General features: G+C 74.0%; 2 protein-coding genes and 1 pseudogene. 1 reads left to right on the top strand and 2 read right to left on the bottom strand.

Going from position 1 to position 2153, the window contains the following annotated elements; genetic code table 11:
- Window positions 1-77: 77 nt before the first annotated feature.
- Window positions 78-776, bottom strand: coding sequence for a TIGR03943 family putative permease subunit (locus tag CCN33_RS28420; RefSeq protein WP_086696281.1), 699 nt, complete (start codon window positions 774-776; stop codon window positions 78-80).
- Window positions 773-1786: a permease gene (locus tag CCN33_RS28425; RefSeq protein ID WP_086696282.1), complete on the bottom strand. Its 1014-nt coding sequence runs from the start codon at window positions 1784-1786 to the stop codon at window positions 773-775. The genes CCN33_RS28420 and CCN33_RS28425 overlap by 4 nt, the downstream gene beginning before the upstream one ends.
- Window positions 1787-1947: 161 nt before the next feature.
- On the opposite strand from CCN33_RS28425, the pseudogene CCN33_RS28430 reads away from it, so the two are divergent.
- Window positions 1948-2153: pseudogene (locus tag CCN33_RS28430) on the top strand (potassium transporter TrkA); the annotation flags it as partial.

Below are 2153 nucleotides of genomic sequence, written 5' to 3' on the forward strand. Positions count from 1 at the left end.
CCCATGACGTACCGGGGGAAAACCCACCCGCCAGAGCCGGGCCGGTCACACCCCGGCCGAACCGGGCCCGGCACCCCTCACTTGTTCCACGTCTCGTCGTAAGGGTCGGCCGGTGCAGCCACCGGCCGGGCGGACGTCACCCGGAGATACGGGATCACCCCGTTGTTCACCGGGTCCCGCGTCACGCGCGAGGCGTACGCCCCCGTCACCTCCATCCACGCGTCCGGCCGCAGCACCGGGGGGAGTTGGCCGGTGAGGCCGATCTTGACCGGCTGGGCGTCGGCGGCGCAGCAGTTGAGGGCCATGCGGACGAGGTAGGGGGAGCCGTGGGCGTCCAGGGCGAGGAATCCGGTGACGCGGACGGTGCGGCCGCGCAGGGAGTGGGTGTAGGCGGCGCGGGAGGCGTAGTCGACGACGCTCAGCCGGACGGGGTCCGAGGAGGGCAACGGATCGAGCCCGTAGGGGGGTTGGAGTGCCGTGCCGGTACGGATGGCGCTGTAGGAGCCGAGGGCGGGCGGGGCGATGAGGATGAGGGCGAGGACGGGCAGCACCAGGAGCCAGGCCACGCCGGGCTCGGGATGACCCCCATGACTTCCGGCCCGCTTCCGCTCGTACCAGACCGTCGCCAGCGCGGCCGCGATCAGGACCACTCCGGCCGCCAGCACCAGTGGCCGCAGGCCCGACTTGACGTAGCGGAGATACAGATCCGTCGTCCCCGCGTGCAGCAGCGCCCCGCCGAGGAGGAACATGACGGCGGCCTGCGCCTGGCGGTTCACAGCAGCACCGCCCCGGTGACCAGCGCGCCCGTGATGGCCAGCGCGAACGTGGCCGGGGCGAAGCGCAGCGCGAAGCCGCGGCCGAAGGTGCCGGCCTGCATGGCGAACAGCTTGAGGTCGATCATCGGTCCCACCACCAGGAACACCAGCTTGGCCGTCGGGGAGAAGTCGGTCAGCGAGGCGGCGACGAACGCGTCCGCCTCCGAGCAGATGGAGAGCACCACGGCCAGCACGGCGAGGGCGAGCACGGCGAGGAACGGGTTGCCCGCGGCCGTGCGCAGCCACTCCGCCGGGGCGACCGCCTTCAGGGTGGCCGCGGCCATCGCGCCGACCACCAGGAAGCCGCCCGCGTGCATGGTGTCGTGGCGTACGGAGTTCCAGAAGGTCTCCGCCTTCGTCTCGCCCTCGTGCGCGCCGTGCGCGGGCGGGCGCAGCCAGTCGGCGCGGCCGAGCCGCTGCCACAGCCACCCCATCGCGCAGGCGACCAGCAGGCTCGCGGCGAACCGGGCGAGGACCATCTCGGGGTTGTTCGGGAAGGCGACGGCCGTGGCGGTGAGCACGATCGGGTTGATGGCGGGCGCGGACAGCAGGAACGCCAGCGCGGCCGCCGGGGTCACGCCCCGCCGTACCAACGCGCCCGCCACCGGCACCGACGCGCACTCGCACCCCGGCAGCACCGCGCCCGCCAGCCCCGCCACCGGTACCGCGAGCGCGGGCCGGCCGGGCAGCGCCCGGGCGAAGAAGGCGGGCGGAACGAAGACGGCGATGGCGGCCGAGAGCAGCACGCCGAGGACCAGGAAGGGCAGCGCCTGCACGGTGACGGCGACGAACACCGTGGTCCAGCTCTGCATCACGGGGGTGCCGAGCGCGCCCCGGATCGGCGCCTGGGCGAGGACGGCGAGCAGCAGCACCAGGGTGAGGACGAGGGGGGAGCTGAGCCGGGTACCGGTACCAGGGGACCGTTCACCGGGTGGCTCGGTACCCGGCGGGGCGTCTTCGGTGATGGCCACGGGTGGGGTACCTCCGGCTGGGTGCGGCTGCTGTGCGGTACGCGGCCGCGGGTGGGGCCGTTCAGGTGATCGCTGGAACCGGGCGCCTTCTTGGGGCAGTCTTTTCCCTCGTGGCGAACAGCGTTCCGTACCAGGGCGGTTCAGGTGGCGCGTCGGCGCCGATGGTGGTGTGCGGGGACGACGGTCTCGCGCACCGGCTTTCCGCCGAGTTGCGCGGAGTCTACGACGAGCAGGTCGTGCTCGTCGTGCCGCCGAACGCCCGTACCGCGCGGCGGCCGGTGGTGGGGCGGCCCCGGTCGGCTCCGGCGGCGCTCTTCGACCGGGTGGTGTCGGTGGCGGTCGGCCGGGGCGGGCCCGCGCCGGGCGG

The organism is Streptomyces recifensis, assembly GCF_002154615.1.
GTDB classification, from domain to species: Bacteria; Actinomycetota; Actinomycetes; order Streptomycetales; family Streptomycetaceae; genus Streptomyces; species Streptomyces griseoluteus.